Origin of the sequence: Desulfosporosinus hippei DSM 8344, from assembly GCF_900100785.1 — a bacterium.
Classification (GTDB): domain Bacteria; phylum Bacillota; class Desulfitobacteriia; order Desulfitobacteriales; family Desulfitobacteriaceae; genus Desulfosporosinus; species Desulfosporosinus hippei.
In genome coordinates, this window is record NZ_FNCP01000002.1 from 115,570 (window position 1) to 137,212 (window position 21,643).

The 21,643-nt window shown below is 42.9% G+C and carries 25 protein-coding genes and 1 riboswitch; of the genes, 21 read left to right on the plus strand and 4 right to left on the minus strand.

Features of this window, described 5'->3' with window-relative positions; all coding sequences use genetic code 11:
* The first annotated feature begins 65 nt into the window (after positions 1–65).
* From BLS16_RS02445 to BLS16_RS02470, 6 genes are all read left to right on the plus strand, one after another.
* Positions 66–1,118, plus strand: coding sequence for an energy-coupling factor ABC transporter permease (locus tag BLS16_RS02445; protein ID WP_092329394.1), 1,053 nt, complete (start codon positions 66–68; stop codon positions 1,116–1,118).
* 91 nt (positions 1,119–1,209) lie between these two features.
* Positions 1,210–2,019, plus strand: a complete 810-nt coding sequence (gene cbiQ, locus BLS16_RS02450) for a cobalt ECF transporter T component CbiQ (RefSeq protein ID WP_092329397.1) — start codon at positions 1,210–1,212, stop codon at positions 2,017–2,019.
* The gene (locus tag BLS16_RS02455) at positions 2,016–2,771 is read left to right on the plus strand and encodes an energy-coupling factor ABC transporter ATP-binding protein (RefSeq protein WP_092329399.1); all 756 of its coding nucleotides are present in this window, start codon (positions 2,016–2,018) and stop codon (positions 2,769–2,771) included. Before cbiQ ends, BLS16_RS02455 begins: the two co-directional genes overlap by 4 nt.
* A 277-nt stretch (positions 2,772–3,048) precedes the next feature.
* Complete coding sequence (locus BLS16_RS02460) at positions 3,049–3,264, plus strand: tautomerase family protein (protein WP_014901563.1); 216 nt, start codon at positions 3,049–3,051, stop codon at positions 3,262–3,264.
* A gap of 211 nt (positions 3,265–3,475) precedes the next feature.
* Entirely contained in the window at positions 3,476–4,690 is a 1,215-nt protein-coding gene (locus BLS16_RS02465) for a DVU0298 family protein (RefSeq protein WP_092329402.1), read from the plus strand.
* 133 nt (positions 4,691–4,823) lie between these two features.
* Positions 4,824–5,204 carry a VOC family protein gene (locus BLS16_RS02470; RefSeq protein ID WP_092329404.1) on the plus strand — a complete coding sequence of 127 codons (381 nt, stop codon included), beginning with the start codon at positions 4,824–4,826 and terminating at the stop codon, positions 5,202–5,204.
* Here BLS16_RS02470 and BLS16_RS02475 read toward each other — a convergent pair.
* Positions 5,195–6,190, minus strand: a complete 996-nt coding sequence (locus BLS16_RS02475; protein WP_092329407.1) for a D-cysteine desulfhydrase family protein — start codon at positions 6,188–6,190, stop codon at positions 5,195–5,197. The two genes, BLS16_RS02470 and BLS16_RS02475, sit on opposite strands and share 10 nt — an antisense overlap.
* A gap of 226 nt (positions 6,191–6,416) precedes the next feature.
* Between BLS16_RS02475 and BLS16_RS02480 the strand changes: the two genes are divergently transcribed.
* Positions 6,417–7,001, plus strand: a complete 585-nt coding sequence (locus BLS16_RS02480; protein WP_092329409.1) for a Uma2 family endonuclease — start codon at positions 6,417–6,419, stop codon at positions 6,999–7,001.
* Positions 7,002–7,111: 110 nt separating this feature from the next.
* Complete coding sequence (mnmL, locus tag BLS16_RS02485) at positions 7,112–8,053, plus strand: tRNA modification radical SAM protein MnmL/YtqA (protein ID WP_092329913.1); 942 nt, start codon at positions 7,112–7,114, stop codon at positions 8,051–8,053.
* 36 nt (positions 8,054–8,089) lie between these two features.
* On the opposite strand, the gene BLS16_RS02490 is transcribed toward mnmL, so the two are convergent.
* Positions 8,090–8,272 (minus strand): hypothetical protein, encoded by a 183-nt coding sequence (locus BLS16_RS02490; RefSeq protein WP_092329412.1) that lies wholly within the window; start codon positions 8,270–8,272, stop codon positions 8,090–8,092.
* Between the two features lie 25 nt (positions 8,273–8,297).
* Complete coding sequence (gene eam / locus BLS16_RS02495) at positions 8,298–9,548, minus strand: glutamate 2,3-aminomutase (protein WP_092329414.1); 1,251 nt, start codon at positions 9,546–9,548, stop codon at positions 8,298–8,300.
* Between the two features lie 151 nt (positions 9,549–9,699).
* A riboswitch (cyclic di-AMP (ydaO/yuaA leader) is annotated at positions 9,700–9,830 on the minus strand.
* Positions 9,831–9,968: 138 nt separating this feature from the next.
* On the opposite strand from eam, the gene BLS16_RS02500 reads away from it, so the two are divergent.
* The 13 genes from BLS16_RS02500 to BLS16_RS02560 all read left to right on the plus strand — a co-directional run bounded on the left by BLS16_RS02500 (position 9,969) and on the right by BLS16_RS02560 (position 20,974).
* Positions 9,969–10,568 carry a GntR family transcriptional regulator gene (locus BLS16_RS02500; protein ID WP_092329417.1) on the plus strand — a complete coding sequence of 200 codons (600 nt, stop codon included), beginning with the start codon at positions 9,969–9,971 and terminating at the stop codon, positions 10,566–10,568.
* 21 nt (positions 10,569–10,589) lie between these two features.
* A complete protein-coding gene (gene acpS, locus BLS16_RS02505) occupies positions 10,590–10,946 on the plus strand; it encodes a holo-ACP synthase (RefSeq protein WP_092329420.1) in 357 nt (118 codons plus the stop codon).
* 24 nt (positions 10,947–10,970) lie between these two features.
* Entirely contained in the window at positions 10,971–12,557 is a 1,587-nt protein-coding gene (locus tag BLS16_RS02510; protein WP_092329422.1) for an NAD(P)H-hydrate dehydratase, read from the plus strand.
* Between the two features lie 5 nt (positions 12,558–12,562).
* Positions 12,563–13,675, plus strand: coding sequence for an alanine racemase (alr, locus tag BLS16_RS02515; RefSeq protein WP_176786045.1), 1,113 nt, complete (start codon positions 12,563–12,565; stop codon positions 13,673–13,675).
* Positions 13,676–13,825: 150 nt separating this feature from the next.
* On the plus strand, positions 13,826–14,083 hold the full coding sequence (locus BLS16_RS02520) for a hypothetical protein (RefSeq protein WP_092329428.1): 258 nt from the start codon (positions 13,826–13,828) through the stop codon (positions 14,081–14,083).
* A gap of 486 nt (positions 14,084–14,569) precedes the next feature.
* Complete coding sequence (locus BLS16_RS02525; RefSeq protein ID WP_092329430.1) at positions 14,570–15,973, plus strand: Mur ligase family protein; 1,404 nt, start codon at positions 14,570–14,572, stop codon at positions 15,971–15,973.
* A complete protein-coding gene (locus tag BLS16_RS02530) occupies positions 15,970–16,722 on the plus strand; it encodes a type 1 glutamine amidotransferase (RefSeq protein ID WP_092329432.1) in 753 nt (250 codons plus the stop codon). Before BLS16_RS02525 ends, BLS16_RS02530 begins: the two co-directional genes overlap by 4 nt.
* Positions 16,723–16,972: 250 nt before the next feature.
* Positions 16,973–17,251 carry a CopG family ribbon-helix-helix protein gene (locus BLS16_RS02535; protein ID WP_014183054.1) on the plus strand — a complete coding sequence of 93 codons (279 nt, stop codon included), beginning with the start codon at positions 16,973–16,975 and terminating at the stop codon, positions 17,249–17,251.
* The gene (locus BLS16_RS02540; RefSeq protein ID WP_092329434.1) at positions 17,248–17,598 is read left to right on the plus strand and encodes a type II toxin-antitoxin system PemK/MazF family toxin; all 351 of its coding nucleotides are present in this window, start codon (positions 17,248–17,250) and stop codon (positions 17,596–17,598) included. Before BLS16_RS02535 ends, BLS16_RS02540 begins: the two co-directional genes overlap by 4 nt.
* A 435-nt stretch (positions 17,599–18,033) precedes the next feature.
* Positions 18,034–18,759: an amino acid ABC transporter ATP-binding protein gene (locus BLS16_RS02545; protein ID WP_092329437.1), complete on the plus strand. Its 726-nt coding sequence runs from the start codon at positions 18,034–18,036 to the stop codon at positions 18,757–18,759.
* A gap of 87 nt (positions 18,760–18,846) precedes the next feature.
* Positions 18,847–19,656: a transporter substrate-binding domain-containing protein gene (locus BLS16_RS02550; protein WP_092329439.1), complete on the plus strand. Its 810-nt coding sequence runs from the start codon at positions 18,847–18,849 to the stop codon at positions 19,654–19,656.
* Positions 19,656–20,327 carry an amino acid ABC transporter permease gene (locus BLS16_RS02555; protein WP_092329442.1) on the plus strand — a complete coding sequence of 224 codons (672 nt, stop codon included), beginning with the start codon at positions 19,656–19,658 and terminating at the stop codon, positions 20,325–20,327. The genes BLS16_RS02550 and BLS16_RS02555 overlap by 1 nt, the downstream gene beginning before the upstream one ends.
* A complete protein-coding gene (locus tag BLS16_RS02560) occupies positions 20,324–20,974 on the plus strand; it encodes an amino acid ABC transporter permease (protein ID WP_092329445.1) in 651 nt (216 codons plus the stop codon). Before BLS16_RS02555 ends, BLS16_RS02560 begins: the two co-directional genes overlap by 4 nt.
* Before the next feature lie 187 nt (positions 20,975–21,161).
* Here BLS16_RS02560 and BLS16_RS02565 read toward each other — a convergent pair whose 3' ends face one another.
* Positions 21,162–21,641: a hypothetical protein gene (locus BLS16_RS02565; protein ID WP_092329447.1), complete on the minus strand. Its 480-nt coding sequence runs from the start codon at positions 21,639–21,641 to the stop codon at positions 21,162–21,164.
* Between the last annotated feature and the right edge of the window lie 2 nt (positions 21,642–21,643).

The window sequence follows — 21,643 nt, forward strand, 5'->3', positions numbered from 1 at the left end:
TTTAAAAATATTTACTCGCAGGACAAAGAATATGATATGATTTAGAATAATTGGAGGGGATATATATGCATATGGCTGATGCTTTAATTTCACCGGTTGTGGGTGGAGCCATGTGGGCAGCAACTGCAGGAGTTGCCGCTTATTCCATTAAGAAGGTACAAACCGAGATGGACGAAAAAAAGATTCCTTTAATGGGGGTCATGGGAGCTTTTATTTTTGCTTCTCAGATGATTAATTTCACCATCCCGGCAACCGGCTCCAGCGGTCATATTGGAGGAGGACTTATTCTAGCAATCTTATTAGGACCTTATGCCGGTTTTCTGACTATAGCCTCCGTGCTGGCCATACAAGCCTTGTTTTTTGCCGATGGAGGCTTGCTGGCCTATGGGTGTAATGTGTTCAATATGGGCTTTTTCTCATGTTTTATAGCTTACCCTCTAATTTATAAAGTCTTAATGAAAAAGGAATATTCAACAACGCGCATATTTTTGGCCTCGGTCCTAACGGCAGTTATCGGTCTGCAGTTGGGAGCCTTTGGGGTTGTTTTAGAAACTCTCTTTTCGGGAAAAACTGAGCTGCCTTTTGGAACCTTCGTTTTATTAATGCAGCCTATTCATTTGGCAATTGGTGTAGTTGAAGGTCTTGTCACAGCAGCAATTGCAACCTATATTTGGAACGCCCGGCCGGAAATTATGGAAAAGGCTTCCTCAGGAGAAACCATTGGCAACATCTCCATTAAAAAGGTTGTTGCAGGTCTGGTAGCGGCTGCTGTGGTTACAGGAGCAGGATTATCCTGGTTTGCTTCTTCTAACCCGGATGGTTTGGAATGGGCTATGATCAAGACGGCGGGAACAGCGGAGCTGGAAGCAACCGGCGGTCTTCATCAGCAATTGTCGGACTTACAGTCTAAAACAGCATTTCTGCCGGATTATTCTTTTAAGGCCAGTGAAGAGGAGCCTGAACCAAGTGGGGGAGAAGGGGAAGAAGCTTGGCCTGCTGTTGACGGAGGAACCAGCACTTCCGGCTTAGTGGGCGGAAGTCTGACCTTGATTTTAGCTGCTCTTGTTGGTGGAGGCATTAGTTTAATGAAACGTAGAAAGTATAGAATAAACTCATAAGAGTCTCCTCCACACTTAAGCATAGTTAAGGCACACCCACGTATAGAAGTAGTTGTCTTAGAATTGATAAGATTAGGATAGGATAGTTGATATGGCAAACATCGCAGATTCAATCTACAACATGCGCTTGCTTGATGATCTGGCTCGGCAGGAAACCTTGATCCACAAGCTTCATCCTTTGGTGAAATTGTTAACCACAGTTAGTTATTTAACTGTGGTTGTCTCCTTTGGCCGGTATGAGGTTGCCGGCTTGCTGCCCTTGTTCTTTTACCCGGTGATGGTTTTGGCTTTAGCTGAACTACCCCTTAAGCCTATTCTGTTAAGGATCTTGCTGGTTTCTCCCTTTATTATTGGGATAGGAATACTAAACCCCGTCTTTGACCAGCAGACCTTTGAGCTGGCTGGAAAAGAGTTTTCCAGGGGATGGGTTACGTTTCTTTCTATTTTGTTAAAAAGTGGTCTAACAGTAACAGCTGCGTTGCTGCTCATTGCCACTACCGGTATGGATCGACTTGCCGGGGCCTTAAGAATTCTGAAAGTACCTCGTATATTTGTACTCCAACTTCTTTTAACTTATCGTTATATCTCCGTGCTGATGGAGGAGGTGGCTCGCACCTTAAGAGCCTACTCACTGCGGGCACCGAAACAAAAAGGTGTACATAGGAGTGCTTGGGGTTCCCTGGCCGGTCAGCTGCTTTTGCGCACCTTTGACAGAGCACAGCGTATTTACGAAGCCATGTGTTTAAGGGGTTTTGCCGGGGAGTACCATAGTGGGGAAATCAATAAAATTAGTGGATGGGATTGGGCTTATTTAGGGGGTTGGGTTGCGTTCTTTGTGCTGGCGAGAATGTATAACATCCCCCTATTAATAGGTTCATTGCTTACAGGAGTGATTAGATGAGTCATCATAAACTTGAGGCCAAGAATCTGCATTTCAATTATCCAGATGGTCATAATGCCGTTAAGGGAATGTCCTTCAGCATTCATCACGGCGAGTCTGTGGGAATCATAGGAGCCAATGGAGCAGGAAAATCGACACTTTTAATGTTGCTTATGGGGGTTCTCTTTCCAAACCAGGGTGAGGTTTGTGTGGGAGATGTTCAGGTTACCAAAAAGACCTTGCCGATGATTCGGCAAAGGCTGGGAATGGTCTTTCAGGATCCGGATGACCAGCTGTTTATGAACACCGTCTACGATGATGTAGCTTTTGGACCACGGAACTATAAGCTTAACGAAAAGGAAGTCGAGAAGCGTGTCCTTAATGCTTTAGAGGTAGTTGGGATACTTCACTTGAAGGATCGAGCGCCTTTTAAATTATCCGGCGGAGAAAAGCGAGCTGCCGCTATAGCTTCAGTCCTTTCCATGCAGCCTGATATTTTAGTGATGGATGAACCGACTGCGGCCCTGGATCCCAAATCCAGACGGAGGGTGATGGAGCTGCTGAGAAGCTTCAAGCACACAAAAATTGTCACCAGCCATGATCTGGACATGATTTACGAGATGTGTGACAGAACCATTGTCATCAAAAATGGGGAGATTGCCGCTGATGGAGTTACTTCAGAAATTCTGGTGAATGCCGAATTGATGGATGCCTGTGGACTTGAGGTACCATTAGCTCTGCAAAACTGTCCCGTTTGCGGATCAAAGAAATAGTGTTGTGGTAGTGTTGTGGGGACGGTCCTTTTAACACATTATATGTGCTTTAAAAGGACTGTCCCTTTTCCCTTTGATTTAGACCCCTCATCCAATTATAATATTAAGCCCATAGATGAGAGCTAATTCCCCAGATGCTATTATAAAATAAAAGGATATTTATACCAAATAAGGTAATATAAATCCTTTGTTAATAAACCCTGGTTTACATTTTTTTAAACTTAATCGGGAAATTTATACAAGAGTAAAAATGAAATTTGTGGAGGTGCTTTGTTATATGCCAATGATTAATTTTGATGGACCGGTTCTTACTATTGATCAGAAACGAAGTCTTATTCATGGAATGAGTCAGGCTGCTTCTCAAGCTTTAGGAATTCCAATGGCAGCTTTTACTGTAACTCTGGATGAACATGAATACAGTAATATGGGTATTGGTGGGGAAGTGTTAACCGAAACCGCTTATTGGGATAAGTACAAAGAAATTAGAGACTAATCATAGTTTATTTTAAGCAGGCGGCCTTTTGAGGCCGCTTATATGATTTCTAGACTCTTTTTAGAAAATAACTATTACCTCATAAGTAGTCTAATAATGCTTTTTTTAATATACACTTTCCTGAAATTGTGATAAGATTATTCTTAATAAAGAATTAATAAAAATAAGGGATATAAAAGAGGAAATATTATAAAGAGAGAAGGGGTATCTAATGCCTACCAAAAAAGAAGTAGAACAGGTTTTAGAGAACCGGGATTGGGATACACTTAAGCTTTGGGCTAGGGAACATAGAAATGTCTATCGTCAGCTGATGACCCGAATCTATGTTAAAGATGGGCTTATCTTTTGGAGAGCTGTAGAAGGGCTGGGATTTTTAGTTCGTGAAATCGAAAAGATTAAACCCGCCTTTGCTGTGGAGCTTGTTAGGAGATATTTTTGGATGCTTAATGATGAATCAGGGGGGACAGCTTGGAATGCATCGGAGGCCATTGGAAGCCTCTTAGCCTATAATCCGAAGACTTGCGGGCATTTTAATTGGATGCTTTCCGGTTTACTGGTTGATGAGAGTTTAAAGGATGGGGCCTTATGGGGATTGGTTCAATTAGCGCAAACTGCGCCACACTTGGTTGATCCTCTGGAGGAACGCATAAGCCCCTTATTGGAGGATGAAGAACCTTTCGTTAGGGGGTTGGCTGCGCTGATTTATTCATTACTGAGGAAACCTCATGATGACTTTGCCCTTTATCGTGAGCAGGGCCCGCAATGGAGGGTTTCTGATGAACTGGATCAACGTCTAAAAAACGATCAAGCTAGGCTGGAAATCTATCAAGACGGCAAATTTGCCAGTTATTCCGTTCAGGAACTTTGGCAGGTTCCAACCCTTGCTTATTGGTCAGAAAAGGTGACAATCAGTGACCTGGAGGTTGAAATAACAGCTGCTTCCAGTGCTAAGGGACTATGTTGGTTAGGAATCGAGCCGATTGCTAAAGAGGAAGAGTCTTTACGGGTCTGGGCATCACGCCGATTCCCGAAAGGGTTTCTAATCAGGAAACGAGAACCTAATGCGGTAGTTTTTCGTCAGTTGTCTGAGTATTTCTCTGGACAGAGGCAGGAGTTTACAATCCCCCTTCATCAGATAGGAACCCCCTTTCAACTTCAGGTATGGGAAGAGCTGTCGCGGATACCCTATGGAGAGACACGCAGCTATGGAGATATAGCTGCAAAGGTGGGTAACCCAAAAGGTTCAAGGGCAGTGGGCATGGCCAATAATCAAAATCCCCTTGGAATTGTGGTTCCCTGTCATCGAGTGATTGGTAAGAACGGAAGTTTGACAGGATATGCAGGGGGATTGAATGTCAAAGCTAAGCTTTTGGAACTGGAAGGGGCCACAGATCCAGGCCATAAGGAAGAATCGGCAGATGCTTAGCACTAAGTGCCCACTTCTGAGTTGAACAGAACAATAATTTTGGGCAAAATAAATTAGGCCGAATCTCTGAGATTAGACAAAGAAGATCGTTGAGGCAACTTGTATTTCAAAATTGAAAAGGTTGGTGAGCAGTATGGAAAAAGAATCTCTTTTTACCGGGGTAGAACACATAGGAATTAAGGCCTTGGATCTGGAGAAGGCCGTTAATTTTTACCAAGAGGTGCTTGGCTTTAAATACTTAAGACGGATTAAACCGGGCCAAGTTCAATTGGTTTTCTTAGAATTAGAGGGGACAGTAATAGAACTTGTGGAAGTCATTGAGAGCTATCGATTTGAGGACGGGGTTGTCAATCACTTAGCTATTCAAGTATCCGACATATTCAAGGCAATTGAACACTTAAAAGATCATCAGGTAGAAATGGATGCTTTTGAACCCACGCCGATAGGGGAAGGGCGATATAATTTCTTCTTCAGGGGGCCGAGTGGAGAGAGACTAGAGCTGTATCAGGTATAGTTAAGAAGTTCGGTGTAATAATGTTGATCAAAGATGGCTGGCCCGCCTCCAGTATGCCAAAAAACAATCTCCTCCGGAAGTTCTCTGCTTTTCTGCTGCATGAGGTTTTTGACTGCTGCTACACCTTTGGAAGTATATACGGGATCAAAGAGGATACCATCAGTTCGGAAACACTCAATTATGACCTCAGAAGACGGGGGAGTGGGTAAGCCATACCCCGCTCCAATAAAGTCGGATGTAATCTCAAAAGGCGGTAGAGAACAAGGGGTTTGGAGCAGATCCAAGATTTCAGAGGCCAGCTGTTCGACCCGAGAATATAATTGATCTGAAATCTCTATGACGTTGACTCCTATGAGATGAAGAGGTTGAGGAAAAAGGGCATTGGCGGCGACTAACCCTGCTAGAGTCCCTGCACTGCCAACTGAGCAGACAAGAGTCTTTGGAGTCCAGCCTTGTTCTTTCGCTTGCTCCATAAGCTCGAAGAAAGCAAGGAAATACCCCATGGATCCAAGTGCATTTGAGCCACCGAGGGGAATTATATAAGGATGGCGGCCTTGGGAGCTCCTTTCGGAAGAAATACGTTCTACTGCTTCAGCAAGAGGTTCCTCGCCGCAGGCGATGATTTCAGCGCCGGCTAAGCGATCTAAGAGGAGGTTGCCGCCCCATTCGGAGGGCATCTCCCCTGAGATAACTATTATGGACGAGAGGTTTAGCATTGCTGAAATCACAGCAGTGAGTCGGGCGTGATTGGACTGCGGTGCTCCGGATGTGATAATGAGATCTGCCTTGTGATTTAAAGCATCGGCCAATAAAAATTCTAATTTGCGCAGTTTGTTTCCTCCTAGGCCGAAGGGTGTCAGGTCATCCCGCTTCCAATGTAAGGTATCCTTGCCCCAGGTAAGGCGACTTTTTTGAAGGGGGGTAGGAGAATTCATTAAAGAGATTCGAGCTGGAAGAGGCAATTTTTCTAATTGCAATTTATTCATAGGGCACCTCCTAGGGCTATCATTTCTGCTATATCCTTCTATAAAAGTTAGGGAATCCCTTCTAAGATACTTATTTAGAGGGAATCAATCTTGCAAAGAACAATCCATGTGGTAATATTATCCTAGAGATACGATGAATTGATGCACTTCTACCTGAAGCAAAGTAGCAGTAATACCTTTACATTGGGTGGAAGTCTAGAAGACTGGTAAAGTGGGAGGCGATGACATGCCGCTACCAAACGAAAAAGGGGATTATTCCTTTGCCGATTATTTAACTTGGTCAGAAGATGAGAGATGGGAGATCATAGATGGCATAGCCTATATGCAATCTGCCCCATCTCCAGTTCACCAAGAAATATCTGGAGGCCTTTTTGCCCAATTTTACAGTTATCTTTTAGATAAGTCATGTAAAGTTTACCATGCGCCGTTTTGCGTAAAACTAATTACGGATGCTGTTAAGACAAATGAGGAAATAAAAAATGTAGTTGAACCAGATATTACTATAGTCTGCGATCGATCCAAAATTGATGACAAGGGATACAATGGAGTTCCGGATATGATTGTAGAAATAATATCTCCTTCATCAATTAAAATGGACAGATTAATAAAATTTAATAAATATGAAAAGGTAGGAGTTAAAGAATACTGGATTGTAGAGCCAGAAGGAAAACTTGTCAATGTATTTATATTGCAAGAAGATAAAAGGTATGGCAGACCGGATGTATATACAGAGGACGATAAAGTTAAAGTATCGATTTTCCCTGATCTATTCATCAATCTAAAACCTATATTCGACAGAATTGATTTATGAAGCAAAGGTATTCTCTCAAAAGAGAAATGTACTTAAATGGGTTATATCAACAGAATCTTACAAAGTTGACCCTTTATTATAGAAGATGAGGTCTTGAAGCCTGAATGACAATGCAGAAAAAAAGGTACCACACTTTTAATGAGCACTTACGTAATCGTTTCCAAGAGAAGATCTTTAAGGTTTCCTTAGATGCCGGATTTACCTGCCCAAACCGAGATGGAACCCTAGGTCGGAATGGGTGCGTCTATTGCAGCGAGCGCGGCTCCGGAGATTTTGCCGGAGATCAGAGGTTGACGTTGCATGAACAATTTATTGAAGTACGAGAACGGATGAGGAAGAAATGGCCCAATGCAAAATACATAGCCTATTTTCAAGCCTATACTAATACCTATGCCTCTCTTGAACGATTACGGGAGGTCTATGAGGAAGCCTTGGCGGAAGAGAATGTTCTGGGACTTTCTATTTCTACCAGGCCGGATTGTTTACCGGAAGATGTGCTGGATTACCTGGCAGAATTAAATCAGCGTACTTATTTATGGGTAGAACTAGGCTTGCAAAGTAGTCATGATCGCACAATGAAATGGATCGGTCGGGGACACAATTATGAGCAATTCCTACAGGGAGTTAAGGAATTACGCCAACGAGGAATACCGGTTTGCGCACATATTATTTTAGGGTTGCCTGGCGAATCAAGGACTGAAATGCTGGAAACTGCCCGAGCAGTTGCCAGCTTGCCTATTCAAGGGATAAAAATCCATCTTTTACATGTCTTAAAAGGAACTCCTTTAGCTGATATTTATCAAAGAGAGCCTTTTGAACTGATGACTAAAGAGGACTACGTTACCTTGGTCGTTGATATTCTGGAAATCTTGCCTTCTGAGATGGTAATTCACCGTTTGACCGGAGATGGCCCTCCAGAAGATCTCATTGGACCACTCTGGAGTCGTAAAAAATGGGAAGTTCTCAACGCCATTGATGCTGAGTTATTGCGGCGGGATACCTGGCAAGGGAAGAAAGCCGAGCAGGAGGTAAAAGAAAATAGCGACCCATAAAGGTCGCTAATGGAGAAGGAGAAAGATTAAACAATTTTAAGGTTTAAGTTTGGGCCGTGGAAACATGGCCTGAGACATAGGGTTATTATAGCAAGAGTTTACCGGTTTCGGGTGGGGCGGCGTTAGTTTAACACCAGGCGCTAAATTCAAGTAGCGTTTGATATCTGAATTTGCATCGAGAATCTTTTGTGCTATTTGGTCGTTATTAAGACGTTCCATATTGCACTCACCCCTTTCACTGTAATTATGGTGTCTCGTAATGGACGAGTTTTCCTTCCCAAGTTCGTAAAACAGCGTGCTGTTCATCAAGGGATACCAGGTATTGTGGTAATATGGGTGTCTTGCCACCGCCCTTAGGGGCATTTATAATATAAGTTGGGACTGCAAGTCCTGAGGTGTATCCTCGTAGCTGTTCCATAACCTTGAGCCCGTCTTGAATTCGAGGAACGAAGTGACGAGTCCCCTTGACATTTTTGGCGTGGAAAATATAGTAAGGACGAACCCTAATTTTGAGTAATTCGTGGTTGAGTTTTTTCATAACCTCTGGTTCGTGATTAATCCCTTTGAGTAATACTGCCTGGTTACCTAAGACTACCCCGGCTGAAATTAGTTTATCAGCCGCTTTTTTAGCGTCTTTCGTAACTTCCTTGGGGTGATTAAACTGAGTGTTTATATAAAGGGGTGGGTATTTAGCGAGTATTGAACATAGTTCATTCGTTATGCGCATTGGCAAGGTCACGGGTGCTCTTGTGCCTAGGCGCTTGATCTCTACGTGAGGAATAGCATGGAGCTCTCCCAGCAGCCAGTCCAGGGTGAGGTCGTTAAGCAGTAAGGCGTCTCCGCCGGTTACTAGGACATCACGAATCTCGGGATTGGCACGTATATAATCCAGGGCTGCTTTAAGTTGGGTTCGAGGAGAATGTGTATCGTTTTCGCCAATATTACGTCTGCGCTGGCAATGTCTGCAGTACATAGCACACATATTAGTGACGTTTATAATTAAACGATCCGGATAACGTCTGGTGATACAGGGAGCGGGGGAGGTAATTCCTTCGCCCATGGGATCATCTTCCCCAAAGTCTTCGGCTAGTTCAGGCAGAGTGGGCAATCCTTGCAGCCTAATTGGATCTAGGGGATCAGTATCACTCATTAAACTAAGATAATAAGGAGATACTGCCCAACGGTAAGTTTTTCCCACCCGCTCAATTTCCTCACATTGATCCATAGTTAATCCGGGAAGAAGACCGCTCAAGACATGAGCCTCAGTGATTCTGTGAGCCATCTGCCAGTGCCAATTTTTCCAGTCTTCAAGTGTGGCGTTGAAATAGCTTAAAATATTTGCCCGGCGGGATTCGTAGGCGTCTGAAAGTAAAAATCCCGTAGGTAATTTTGGGGAATTATTTATAAATGGAAGTATCATTTGTTTGAGCTCATCCGCACGCTTAAGCGCATATTGTCGAAAGGTACCTGAACGTTCTTGGAGTTCGACAGCCATGAGATATCCCTCCTCTATTTGTTTTCTGAATTATGCTGCGTATCCTTCTGTTCTTTCATTAGTGCGAGAGTCATTAAGAAGTGTGATGAAAACAAAAAGAGAACCAATCAAATTTGTCGGCTCCCAAAAGAAATAAACGCAAATATCACGAATATCGTGTCTTTCAACGCTTACGAGGTTAGCTGTCGGGTTCGAGCTGAAAAACTGCTCTACGCCATTAGGCGATTCACCCCAAGAATTGGTTCCCCCGTTTTCCTTTTGGAAATTCAGCAACTGGATTAATTATTTATTTAACTAACAACCTTATCTTACCATAAGGGTTGTTACCTGTCAAGAGCATGATGTCACCAAGATTTGGCTATGTTATAATAGGAAGATATTTATAGGGTTGATAGCCCAATGAGTAAGGGGTTGAATAGATTGGAAAAGGCTCGGTATCAGGAAATTGCCATTGATATAGCTCACGCAATCATGATGGGAGAATATCATGAGGGAGTAAAAATTCACGGCCGTTCAACATTAGCAGGGCGGTATAATGTTTCGCCGGAAACCATACGCCGGGCCATAGCAGTTTTACAAAATGTTGGGGTGGTTGTGGTCAGTCAGGGTGTGGGAATAACTGTAACTTCAAAGGCTCTGGCTGAAAAGTTTGTTAAGTCTTTTGATCAAAAAGGAGAAATTCAAGTCTTTGTTGAAGATCTTAAGAAGCTTATGGATCAAAGGCGTGAAATTGATGTTAAAATTGAAAGCCATTTAAATAAATTCCTGGGTTATACCGATCGCCTAATGTCGCGGTGGTTAGATGTTGGAGAAATCGAAATCGGGAAGGAATCTCCTGCTATCGGCAAGACTCTACAGGAATTGAAAATTCGAGAGCGAACGGGGGCTACGATTGTTGCGGTGGTTCGCGACGGGGTGGAACAGTTTTCTCCTGACGCTAGTTTTGTCCTTCGAGGAGAGGATGTCTTATTGGCTGCAGGCTCAGCTGAAGGACAACAGAAATTAAGGTCAATTCTATAATTTGGATGGAGTAGTTTTTATATGTATCCTGGAATTGATATTATTGAAATTGAACGAGTAGCACAAGCTTTGAAACGTCAACCAAAGTTATTTGAGCGCCTTTTCACAAACCGGGAAAAAGAGTTCTTACAGGGCAAAGGGATTCAAAGCTATGCAGCTCGTTTTGCAGGAAAAGAGGCAGTTTTAAAGACTTTAGGCACGGGCTTGCAGGGATTGTCCTGGCATGATGTAGAAATTATAAGTAATCCAGAAGGAGAGCCAATAGTATATCTTAGTCCAAAAGCCATGAATCACGTAAGTGCCAGAGGAGGATCTCAAGTGCGAGTAAGCCTATCACATAATCGTACTCAGGCTATGGCCTTCGCAATCTTGAGCTGATTTAGAGAAATTGGGGTGGGGAAAATGCGTGTGGTCAATGCAGAACAGATGCGGCAGATTGAAGAGAAAGCCATTTATCATTATGGTATTCCAAGTTTGCTCCTTATGGAAAATGCGGCCTGGGCAGTGGTCGAAGAAATTCGGCGCAATATCCCCAATGGCAAAGAAGGTCTAAACCGCCGAAAAGCGGTAGTCCTGGTTGGAAAAGGAAATAACGGTGGGGATGGTTTAGCGGTTGCCCGGCACTTGGTTTTTCAAGGGATGGATGTTACTGTCTTATTATTTGCTGCTCAAAAGGAATTTAGAGGAGATGCAGCGTTAAATTTGCGTCTTTTTCAAGGTACCACCGGGAAACTATTTGTCGTCGAAGGGGAGAAGCAACGGCGTTTGACACGCTTAGCTTTAGCCCAGGCCGATGTCGTTATAGATGCCTTGTTTGGAATTGGAATGCGGGGAGCTTTGCCAAGTTTGATTGAGGAATATGTGGATGAAGTAAACTGTTCTCCCGGGTGGGTGGTTTCCATTGATATTCCTAGTGGTGTTGAGGCTAATACCGGTAAAGTATATCGAACTGCAGTCCGAGCTCAGACGACAGTTACCTTCGGACTCCCAAAATGGGGGCTTTTTCTCGGTGAAGGCCCCGAATATTGTGGTCGAGTTGTTGTGGATCCTATTTCCATCCCGGAATCCTACTTAATGGAAGAAGGGATTTCAACCTTTGTGCTAATGGATGCAGATGTATGTGATATAATTCCTATTCGGCAGCTTAAAGGGCATAAGGGAACTCATGGCAAGGGTATTCTAGTGGCAGGTTCTAAAGGGATGAGCGGGGCGGCGGTGCTGGCAGGACAAGGTGCCTTACGGAGCGGCATAGGGCTGTTGCAAGTCGTTACTCCTCTAGGAATAGCCAGAGAAGTAGATGCCGGTATCACAGAGGCAACGGTCTGGTCAGCACCCGGCGCTGATTCTCTTAATGAAGAAGCTTGGCCCGTGGTCTTAAAACAAGCTGAGAAGGCTAAAGCCCTAGCTGTAGGCCCGGGGCTTTCTCAGAACATTGACTTTGTTTCTGTATTGGAAGAAATACTAAAAAATATTAGCTGCCCGGTAGTCTTGGATGCCGATGCTCTCAATCTTATAGGATTGGATTCGAGTTTGTTAGCTTTGCGGAGTGGTCGAGGAGAGTTAATACTTACGCCACATCCGGGTGAAATGGCACGACTTTGTCAGTGCAGCATCGAAGATATTGAGCGAAACCGGCTGGAAATTGCTGTCGCTAAAGCAGTCGAGTGGGAAGCTGTAGTGGTTTTAAAGGGATCAGTAACCATTATAGCTTCCCCCGATGGGCGTGCATTTTTTAACCCAACCGGGAATCCCGGACTTGGTACCGGTGGGACAGGAGATGTCCTTACCGGGAGTATTCTTGCTTGGTTAGCTCAGGGGGTTCCGCCCCTTGAGGCAGCTTGTCTGGGAGTGTATTTACACGGAAAGGCGGCAGATGCCTTAGCTACGGAATTTGGCTGGTCAGGATTTACGGCCTCCGAAGTAGCAAATCAACTCCCAAAAGTTCGACGTGCTTTAGAACTTAAGGGTTTAGAGGGAAAGAGAGGATAAAGATTATGGGAGGGAGACAGGTTTGGGCTGAGGTAGACTTGCAAGCGCTTAAAGATAATTACTTTAAGCTTCAGTCATATACAAAAAGTGAAATAATGCCGATTGTAAAAGCAGATGCTTACGGCCATGGCGCGCTTCCCGTGGTGAAGACTCTTATTGCCTGTGGTGCTAAGCGCTTTGGTGTTGCCCTCTTAGAAGAGGCTCTGGAAATCAAAGCCGTATTTCCTGAGGTGACGGTTATGGTCATTGGTGCAACTGAGGAAAATGATTCAGAAACTCTTATTAATGAAGATATTATCCCTACGATTTTTCAATTGAATCAGGCTCAAGCACTCTCCGAGGCAGCTGTGAGACTCAAGCGGAGTGTTAGATTGCATATAAAAGTAGATACAGGAATGGGACGAATCGGATTTCGCGAGACAGAGATTGCTGAGATTCTAAAGATCGCTGAATTGCCCAATCTTATTATAGAAGGAATTTTCACCCATTTTGCTACTGCAGATCAGAAGGATTTGTCATTTGCTAAAAAACAGCTAAAATCTTTTCAAACAGTTTATGATCAACTTAAGGCCGCCGGACTTACTATTCCGATTCGCCATACCGCAAATAGTGCCGGGATTATCCAATTTCCGGATTCGCATTTTGAGGTAGTCCGCCTGGGGATTAGTTTATATGGGCTTCAGCCATCTGCTCAGATCAGTGAAAACATCGGTCTGCAGCCGGTTTTGTCCTGGAAAGCAAAAGTATCCCATGTGAAAACCATTGAAACTGGCGAAACTGTAAGCTATGGGCGCACTTTTCAAGCGGCTTATCCTACTCGTGTCGCTACTGTTCCGGTGGGTTATGCGGATGGGCTGCGTAGAGCCCTGTCCAATCAGGGTGAAATGCTGATTCGGGGAAGACGGTCGACGATAATAGGGCGGATCTGTATGGATCAAACTATGCTGGATGTGACAAAAATCCCAAATGTTCAGGTGGGAGATGTGGTGACCATTCTTGGTAAAGATGGTAATGAACACTTAACAGCGACTGAAATGGCAGATTGGATGAGCACTATTAGCTATGAAGTGGTTTGTGGAGTTTCCAAAAGAGTTCCGCGCCTTTATAAAGAGGCCTAGGGACGGTGTATTCTCCAACATTCTGTAATCTAAAGAGTTTTGGTGACTACCTTTACGGTCATGAACCATTCAGGTTTTCTGTAAAAGATTATGCTGCTTAAAGAATAAAACCCTTTGCTGTCTCATAAATTGTGGCAAGGGGGGAGTGCCATGGCCATATTTGATTTAACGACGGGATTAAGTTATGCCTTTTTTATAATTTGCCTGGTGCTCGGTTGGGGCGCTGCCGGGGCCTTGGATTATGAGGGTATATTGCGTCGTTCCACATCCCGTTGGGGTCGCCTTCTCCTTAGAATAGGTGTAGCTTTAGTCTTAGCAGAAGGGTTCCGTCTTTTCTTAAGCTTTGCTGTAGGGCCCATCCTTGATTTAGTTGTTAATAAAAGTATCAACGGATTTAAAGCTTTTTAAGATATGATCTTTTAAAGTGGTACTCCTAAGACCGATATATTTTCTTTCTAATGGATTATGTTCACCGCTTTATACAACAATGGTAGTTTGATGTTATATATGATAGTGCTAAGAATTTAAGGCCCCCTTCAGCTTTCCTGAAGGGGGTTGTCAAATTTTACTCGAAAGCTTCAATTAGGACGGTAAGACATAGAAAGAAATAGAGTAATATGTTTCGTGCTGGGTTAACACTTTATGAACTGTTTTTTTTATTTTGTCAAAGGATTAAATAAATTTGAGGATAACTGTTAATTGATAACCAATAACTGCGAGATTGATAGTATAAAAATCTTAGTTACTCGTGGTAAGATAGGTGTATGAAAATAATAAAGCCCTAAGAATCTAACTCTTCAGAAGGGGTATAAAGATAGGTTTGTTTTGAACGGATTTTGGTTGATAATACATATAAGTGCTAAAATAGATGAGATAAGGTTTGAAGGAGTAGACATGAAGCGAACATGGCGTTTTTGGCTTGCCCTATGGGCGGGTAAAATAATTACAACGGGTTTGTTAGCAACGGGGAAAAAGGGGACAACCCTCCCTGGAAAGATTTCAAATTGGTTTGATCCCCAGATCATGAAACATTTAAGTGAATCCTATACAGATGGGATTATAATGGTTACCGGAACCAATGGAAAGACAACAACTGCCAATCTTTTGGCAAGTATTTTGGGAGAGGCCGGAAAAGACTTCGCCTTTAATCAAGCAGGAGCAAACTTAGTTACCGGTATTACAGGGGCATTGATCCAAAATACAAGTTGGAGAGGCACGGCGAGAGCCAGGTTGGCATTGTTAGAAGTTGATGAAGCAACTGTGCCAAAGTTTTGTAAGCAGGTGACTCCTAATTTGGCGATTGTAACAAACTTTTTCCGCGATCAACTTGATCGCTATGGAGAATTAGATACAACAGTTCGCATGGTTAAAGAATCATTGCCGAAGGAAACCATTCTAATCTTAAATGCAGACGATCCCTTAGTCGCTCAGTTTGGAACGAATCTTACTAAAGCTATCTATTATGGGGTGGAACGTACTCCGGATAGTCGTGAAGAGAGTCAAGAGACCCGGGAAGCCAGATTTTGCCCTAGTTGTGGGACAGCCTTGGAATATTCTCTGTTTCACTATGGGCAATTAGGGGTTTTTAAATGTTCGGGCTGCGGGTTTCATCGTCCAGAGCCGAAGATACTTGCCCAAGATATTCATCAAAATGAAGGAGCTTTGCTATTTCAAGTTAATGAAGTTACCTATCAAATCGCTTTGCAAGGATACTATAATTTATACAATGCCCTAGCGGCATTTACAGCAGCTCGTGAGTTAGGCTGCGAAGATGAAACAATCGCAAGAGGATTGCGAGTCTTCATCCCTCAAGCGGGACGTATGGAACGGTTTTATTTGTCAGAAGGGGAGGCCACCTTAACTCTCGTTAAAAATCCGACCGGTTTTGATCAAGTAATTCAGACAATGATCGGGGTTAATAAATCTCTGGGGATATTGATTGGAATTAATGATCTGGCAGCAGATGGCAGAGATATTTCCTGGCTTTGGGATGTGAATTTTGAACGATTAGGCGAGCAGGACAGAAGAATTAAAAAGGTTGTTTGTACAGGTCTGCGAGCAGAAGACATTGCCTTACGGCTTAAATATGCCGGTGTATCTGTTGAAAAGCTCATTTTGGAACACAGTTTAGAGGGAGCCTTGGATCACTTGAAAAAAACTCGGGCCGAGGACGAGGCCTGGTTTGTCTTACCGACCTATACACTACTCTTTCCCTTCCGAGGCATCTTAGAAAATCTCCAAAATAGCGCCGGATTAACTAAATCGGAAGCTAAGGGTGGAAAGGAGGCCAGAGCATGAACTTAAAAATTTGCCATCTTTATCCGGATTTGCTGGATCTTTACGGTGATCGGGGAAACATTTTGACTCTGGCTTCCCGCTGTCGTTGGCGGGGGATTGAGCCGGATATTCAACAAGCCTCCTTAGGCGAAGACTTAGATTTCATGAGTATGGATATTCTATTCATTGGCGGCGGTTCCGACCGGGAACAAGGTTTATTGGTTCAGGATCTGATGCGGCGGGAAGATGAACTCAGAAAAGCTATCGAGAATGGTCTGGTAGTGCTTGCCATTTGTGGCGGTTATCAAATGCTGGGGAAATACTATCAAATGGCTAACGGAGAAAGAATTGATGGGCTGGGAATTCTCGATGTCTGGACAATTGCCGGCACAAAGCGTTTGATTGGGAATGTGGTTGTAGAACTTAATCCGACAATTTTAGGGGTAGATTCGCAAAGGCTCAAAACATTAGTGGGGTTTGAGAATCACTCTGGCAAAACTCATTTAGGCGAAGAAGTCAGCCCTTTAGGGAAAGTCATCTTTGGGAATGGAAACAATGGAGAGGACAGTGGGGAAGGGGTTCGGTACCTGAATGTCTTTGGTACTTATCTGCATGGGCCGCTGCTGCCCAAGAACCCTCATCTGGCTGATTTATTGTTGGAATTAGCCCTTAAAAGACGAGGAATAGATACTCTTTTAATGAATCTGGATGATCGCTTGGAAGAACTGGCCCATAAGGTTATGGTCAAAAGATTGTTGAAGCAAGCCTAGTTTCAAAGCTCTGTTTGTTTATGAGCAAAAATCAGTATATCATGAGTGATATACTGATATACTATCATTATTAAACAATTCCGCTATTTAAGTTCTTTTAAGATGCTGGCCCCTTACCATAATTTACATGGCGAAAAGACCTTGTTTTACCAGGGTTTTGGTTTATTTGCCATTCGAATTCGTTGACACTTTTTTAGGTTACTGTCTATAATAGAGTATAGCTTTAGCTAAATGACTTGGGGGTGCTAATGTGGCAGAAAGTAAGCGAATTATGATAAGTTTGCCGGAAAGTTTGCTTGCGGAGGTTGATGGGATCGTCACAGTTGAAAAGCGTAATCGCAGCGAATTTATTCGAGAAGCATTGAATAGCATCCTTCACGAGCGCCGGAAAAAGGGTATCCATGAGCAAATGCGTAAGGGCTACCAAGAGATGGCGCAACTGAATTTATCCATAGCTAGGGAATTGTTTTCAACAGAGCAAGAGGTTTTAGAGTATTATGAAGAAACGATGGTGGCATATCAGAGATGATGATAAAACGCGGGGAAATCTATTACGCTGAGCTTAACCCCGTTGTTGGCTCAGAACAGGGAGGAACTCGTCCCGTCCTCGTGATCCAAAACGACATAGGAAATCAATTTAGCCCCACAACAATTATCGCAGCGATCACTTCACAAATTGCCAAGGCCAAATTACCTACTCATGTGGAAGTAAGAGCTAAACGAAGTGGATTAGAGCGGGATTCAGTCATTCTTACAGAACAAATTCGAACCGTTGATAAAAGTCGGCTTAAGGAGAAAGTGGCCGTATTGGATGAAGAGGTTATGTTAAGGGTAGATCAGGCCATCGAAATTAGTCTGGGGCTAGCGGATATTTGATATAATTTGCGAAGAGGCAGCGTATCGGAGAAGAAAAATACCGACGCTGTTCTTGTTTGCTATAATATATTTTTTATACATAAAGTTGTGTCCACTGATATACTTATCTGACAACAAAAAAGAGACAACTATTGTTGTCCCTTCTCTGTACGGGCTCACCTGCACGACATGTCAGCAAAGATAAATATCTTTGTAATATGAAGTTCCATAGCAGATGGTATTCCGATTTAGTCGCGCTCATTTGCGCGAACTCAATGTCAGCTCGCCTTTAGTTTAGAGCAAGTGTAACTTTTTGTCAACCTAGCAATGTGTATACATTATTCTTTATTACATAAAAGAGGAATTTTTGTGTATTTCGACGAATAATGGATATGGAATAATAAATTTTGAGTTCTTAAAATGGTAAAAAATAGAATAATTGGAAGGAGAAACCGCTTGATTCAATTAGAAGGGGTAAACAAACATTTTGGTCATTTGCACGTCTTAAAAAATATCGATTTAACAGTGAAATCGGGAGAAAAATTGGTGGTCATTGGCCCCAGCGGATCAGGCAAGAGTACACTAATTCGATGTATGAACCTTTTAGAGAAGCCGAGTTCTGGTAAGGTTACGGTGGATGGTGTTGAAATTACTGCTCACAAGGCATTAGTGGCTAAGGTTCGTCAATCGGTTGCGATGGTCTTTCAACAATTTAATCTCTATCCGCACAAAACGGTATTAGAAAATTTAACTCTTGCCCCAATACTTATCAAAAAAGTGTCCCAGGCTGAGGCTGCGGAGGCTGGTTTAGCCTATCTTGAACGCGTAGGGCTAAAAGAAAAGGCTAATGTCTATCCCTCCCAACTTTCTGGGGGACAGCAGCAACGTGTGGCGATTGCCAGAGCTTTGGCAATGCGTCCAAAAATCATGCTCTTTGATGAGCCAACATCAGCCTTAGATCCTGAGATGATCCAGGAAGTTCTTGACGTTATGGTTGATTTAGCCCACGAGGGAATTACTATGGTCGTAGTTACCCATGAAATGGGTTTTGCTAAAACCGTGGCTGATCGCGTTATTTTCATGGATGACGGACAGATTGTAGAAGAAAATACTCCTAAATGCTTTTTTGAAAACCCTACCCACGAACGAACTAAATCGTTCCTAAGCCGAATTTTGCGCTAGTTTGAAATTCGGTGCTATAGGTGTACTGAAGTTAGTGCCAAGATACGCGTATCTTGAGCCGAAGAAAGTTAAAGAGGGGGATAAAACATGAAAAAATTTGGTATGGTTTTGACGAGTCTATTATTAGTTGCCGGTTTGGTAACAGGATGTGGATCAACTCCAGCGGCTCCTGAGAAAAGCGGCAGCGGACTGCCGGCAGATGTTCAGGCTATTAAAGACAGGGGCGTTCTTAAAGTAGGGGTAAAAGTTGATGTTCCTAAATTTGGCTATAAGGATCCTAAGTCTGACGTAGTTGATGGCTATGAGATTGATTTAGCCAAAGCTATCTCTAAAAAAATATTGGGAACTGAGAAAATCGAAACCACTGCAGTAACAGCAAAGACACGTGGGCCATTAGTAGATAGCGGAGATGTGGATCTGGTTATTGCCACATTTACAGTTACCGAAGAGCGCAAAAAGAGCTATAACTTCTCTGATTCGTATTTTACAGATGGTGTAAAATTAATGGTTAAAAAGGATTCCGGGATTAAAAGTCTCAAAGATTTAAATGGCAAAAAGATTGGTGTAGCCCAAAGTGCAACCAGTAAGAAAGCTATCCAAGAGGCAGCAGACAAACTTGGAGCAAAAATCACCTTCTTAGAGTTCAGCACCTATCCGGAAATTAAGACTGCCTTGGATTCCGGCCGGGTTGATTGTTTCTCAGTAGATGGTTCTATCTTATTTGGATATTTAGATGACTCAACGGTTATCTTGGACGATAGTTTTAGTCCTCAAGACTATGGTGTTGCTTCCAAGAAAGGAAATGACGGCTTAGCAAAAACGGTTAATGATACCATTGCTGAGCTGAAAGCATCCGGTGAACTCGATAAAATGATTCAAAAGTGGGGGCTTAAATAGTGGTTGGTCCTTTTGCTTGGTTTAAATGGGAAGCGCTTTTCCGTGATTGGACGGTACTTGCTGAGGGGTTTAAAACTACAATCATGGTAGCCATCCTTTCCCTTGCATTAGCATTGATACTGGGGATAGTGTTTGGGGTGTTAGGTACTTCTCAGTGGACACTAGCAAAGCTAGTAAGTCGCGTCTATGTGGAATTTATTCAAAACACGCCTCTGGTTATCCAGGTTTTCTTCCTTTATCATGGGCTGCCGCATATGGGCGTTATGCTGCCTGTGTTTACTGTGGGGGTTCTAGGTGTCGGGGTTTATCATGGGGCCTATATTGCCGAAGTGGTCAGGGCTGGAATCAACTCGATTCACAAGGGGCAGATGGAAGCTGCCTTATCTCAGGGGTTTAGTTTTTGGGGAGCAATGCGGCATGTTATCTTGCCGCAAGCTTCTCGAGTAGTTATACCACCCCTCACTAATCAAGCGGTTAACTTGATTAAAAACACATCGGTAATGGCTATGGTAGCCGGTGGAGATCTGATGTATCGTGCGGACTCATGGTCAAGTGATAATCTCTATTACGGGCCCGCGTATGTTGTAGTAGGGCTGCTCTATCTCCTGCTTTGTTTACCTTTAGCAACGCTGACACGCCGCTTCGAAGGTAAAACGGGGGTATCTGCATGATTCAAGAAGTATTTAAACCAGAACTAATTCGCTTTCTCGGTCAAGGACTTATGACGACCTTGTATATTGCTGTCATGGCAATACTGATCAGTTTTGTCTTTGGAACCCTGCTGGGAATTGCTCGTTATTCTAAACAGCCTATTCTGGGCAGAATCGCTGCCTTGTATATTGAATGTGTTCGAAACATTCCCATGCTGCTATTTATTTTAGTTTTTCGCTTTATGACTACGATGAAGCCGATTAATTCGGGAATTGTGGCAATTGCGGTCTTCACATCGGCGATCATTGCAGAGATAGTTCGAGGAGGGTTAGCCTCCATTGATAAAGGGCAGTGGGAAGCTGCCAAATCTCAGGGCTTTTCCTATCGCCAAACCTTGATGTATATTATACTACCGCAAGCCATGCACAAGATGATACCGCCTTTAGTATCTCAGTTTATAACTGTTATTAAGGATACATCTTTCGTATGGGTTGTAGGTGTAGAAGACCTTACTGGCAAGGGCATGATTATTTTGGGCCAATATGGAACAACAGGTCAAGTCTTTACAGTATTTGGAATGATTGCTTCAACGTACTTCGTTTTGAATTATTCACTTTCAATTATTGCTCGTCGGCAACAATTAAAAATGATTCATCAAAGCTATTAATTTGTAACTAGTCGCGACCCTATTAATGGGGTCGCCTTTTTATTACCCGTATGAGAGTACTTATTGCTAATATTTTTATGTGCTCAATATAGCGTTGAATGCGAATGAGGCCCCTTAATAAGAGGGGCCCTACAAACTAGTACAAGACTGAAAGTCTTGTCGTTGTTTAAGAGCATAACATTATTCGTTAATATTGATCGTTTATCCTGATTTTGTTCAATTTAAAGAGTGGTAGAAGAAAAGCCATTGAAGTATGTGTTAAGATAGCAAGAGGAAGAGTATACGGAGTTTTCCACTTTTTATTTTCCCACATACCTATTGTTTGTTGCACTAATTGTACTATTGTAGTTCCTAAAGAAAACAATAGTATATAACTAGTTTTCCAAGTAAGGTTTTTTCTGTACGGGAAATAATTAGCGAAAATCGCAGCAGGAGGAATCCAAGAAACACAAGCCAGAATAGGAACCCCATTTAATAGAATGTCCCCGGGTAATCTCCATAGTCTATAAGTTTTAACCGTAATCCAATTTAAAAAGATTGCAGGGACTAAACCTAAGGATAATCCAAAAGCAACAGCCTTTTTTATTCTTTTGGGATGAATCAACAGAAACATTAATACATACCAAGCAGTAGTAAACACAACCCATCTTTTAGTTTGTCTTCTCATAT

Excerpts from the sequence above, each read along its gene's own strand:
- BLS16_RS02560 (WP_092329445.1), top strand. The coding sequence starts at position 20,324 with ATGATTCAAGAAGTATTTAAACCAGAACTAATTCGCTTTCTCGGTCAA.
- BLS16_RS02540 (WP_092329434.1), top strand. The coding sequence starts at position 17,248 with ATGATGATAAAACGCGGGGAAATCTATTACGCTGAGCTTAACCCCGTT.
- eam (WP_092329414.1), bottom strand. The coding sequence starts at position 9,548 with ATGGCTGTCGAACTCCAAGAACGTTCAGGTACCTTTCGACAATATGCG.
- mnmL (WP_092329913.1), top strand. The coding sequence starts at position 7,112 with ATGCAGAAAAAAAGGTACCACACTTTTAATGAGCACTTACGTAATCGT.
- alr (WP_176786045.1), top strand. The coding sequence starts at position 12,563 with ATGGGAGGGAGACAGGTTTGGGCTGAGGTAGACTTGCAAGCGCTTAAA.
- BLS16_RS02465 (WP_092329402.1), top strand. The coding sequence starts at position 3,476 with ATGCCTACCAAAAAAGAAGTAGAACAGGTTTTAGAGAACCGGGATTGG.
- BLS16_RS02455 (WP_092329399.1), top strand. The coding sequence starts at position 2,016 with ATGAGTCATCATAAACTTGAGGCCAAGAATCTGCATTTCAATTATCCA.
- BLS16_RS02530 (WP_092329432.1), top strand. The coding sequence starts at position 15,970 with ATGAACTTAAAAATTTGCCATCTTTATCCGGATTTGCTGGATCTTTAC.
- BLS16_RS02475 (WP_092329407.1), bottom strand. The coding sequence starts at position 6,190 with ATGAATAAATTGCAATTAGAAAAATTGCCTCTTCCAGCTCGAATCTCT.
- cbiQ (WP_092329397.1), top strand. The coding sequence starts at position 1,210 with ATGGCAAACATCGCAGATTCAATCTACAACATGCGCTTGCTTGATGAT.
- BLS16_RS02510 (WP_092329422.1), top strand. The coding sequence starts at position 10,971 with ATGCGTGTGGTCAATGCAGAACAGATGCGGCAGATTGAAGAGAAAGCC.
- BLS16_RS02525 (WP_092329430.1), top strand. The coding sequence starts at position 14,570 with ATGAAGCGAACATGGCGTTTTTGGCTTGCCCTATGGGCGGGTAAAATA.
- BLS16_RS02550 (WP_092329439.1), top strand. The coding sequence starts at position 18,847 with ATGAAAAAATTTGGTATGGTTTTGACGAGTCTATTATTAGTTGCCGGT.
- BLS16_RS02480 (WP_092329409.1), top strand. The coding sequence starts at position 6,417 with ATGCCGCTACCAAACGAAAAAGGGGATTATTCCTTTGCCGATTATTTA.
- acpS (WP_092329420.1), top strand. The coding sequence starts at position 10,590 with ATGTATCCTGGAATTGATATTATTGAAATTGAACGAGTAGCACAAGCT.
- BLS16_RS02520 (WP_092329428.1), top strand. The coding sequence starts at position 13,826 with ATGGCCATATTTGATTTAACGACGGGATTAAGTTATGCCTTTTTTATA.
- BLS16_RS02445 (WP_092329394.1), top strand. The coding sequence starts at position 66 with ATGCATATGGCTGATGCTTTAATTTCACCGGTTGTGGGTGGAGCCATG.
- BLS16_RS02490 (WP_092329412.1), bottom strand. The coding sequence starts at position 8,272 with ATGGAACGTCTTAATAACGACCAAATAGCACAAAAGATTCTCGATGCA.
- BLS16_RS02460 (WP_014901563.1), top strand. The coding sequence starts at position 3,049 with ATGCCAATGATTAATTTTGATGGACCGGTTCTTACTATTGATCAGAAA.
- BLS16_RS02565 (WP_092329447.1), bottom strand. The coding sequence starts at position 21,641 with ATGAGAAGACAAACTAAAAGATGGGTTGTGTTTACTACTGCTTGGTAT.
- BLS16_RS02470 (WP_092329404.1), top strand. The coding sequence starts at position 4,824 with ATGGAAAAAGAATCTCTTTTTACCGGGGTAGAACACATAGGAATTAAG.